Here is a 731-nt window from a genome sequence, read left to right on the forward strand (position 1 = left end):
CAGCACCGCGCCGTCGGCGTCGCGGCCGAGCAGCGCCCAGGTCGCCTCCCCCACGGCGTCGGGCGCGACGCGGACGAGCGTTGAGTCGACCACGCGCACGCGGCCCTCGCGCACGACGATCACCCCGGTCTCGGCCTCGCTGCGCAGACGGTCGATCACGCCGGGCTCCTCACGGAGCTCCGCTGCGCGGTCGAAGAACGGACGCGGAATGCTCATCGACTCCCCCTTTCACGGGCGTGGCGGAGGCGGGACCGCCCCTGAGCCCACCTACCCTGGGGGCATGGGACGCTCTCCATTCACTCTAGCCGCGGCGGTGACGGCCGCACTTCCCGGCGCTGAGGTCACGGGCACCCGAGCGCTCACCGCCGACGGCGACGGCCGCTTCGACTCCGCCGTGGCCACTCTCGCCGACGGCAGGGAACTGGCGATCCGCGTGGCCGACGACGACGATGCGGCGCGCGAGCTCGCGGCCGAAGCCATCGCCTTGCGCGCGCTCACCGACGGCGCCCGCGCCATGCTGCCCTTCCGCGCCCCGGCGTACGTGGGCGAGACACGCCTGGGTGACGGACGCGCACTGGTGACCGAGCTGCTGCCCGGCTTCCAGATCGACGCCCCGATGGTGCCGGCGGGTCGTGGCGCCGCCGAGTCGATGGGCGCCGCGATCGCCGCCGTGCACGGCATGCCCACCTCCGTCGTCCGCGGAGCGGGGCTCCCCACGCGCAGCGCCGACG

General features: G+C 75.2%; 1 protein-coding gene and 1 pseudogene. One reads left to right on the forward strand and one right to left on the reverse strand.

Features of this window, described 5'->3' with window-relative positions:
* Positions 1-216: pseudogene (locus DW299_RS05150) on the reverse strand (NAD(+) diphosphatase); the annotation flags it as partial.
* A 64-nt stretch (positions 217-280) separates the two neighbouring features.
* Here DW299_RS05150 and DW299_RS05155 point away from each other — a divergent pair.
* Positions 281-731 (forward strand): protein kinase family protein (locus DW299_RS05155; RefSeq protein ID WP_522731636.1); only part of this gene is annotated, 451 nt, incomplete at its 3' end.

Origin of the sequence: Microbacterium sp. K35, assembly GCF_004794375.1 — a bacterium.
Taxonomy (GTDB): Bacteria; Actinomycetota; Actinomycetes; order Actinomycetales; family Microbacteriaceae; genus Microbacterium; species Microbacterium sufflavum.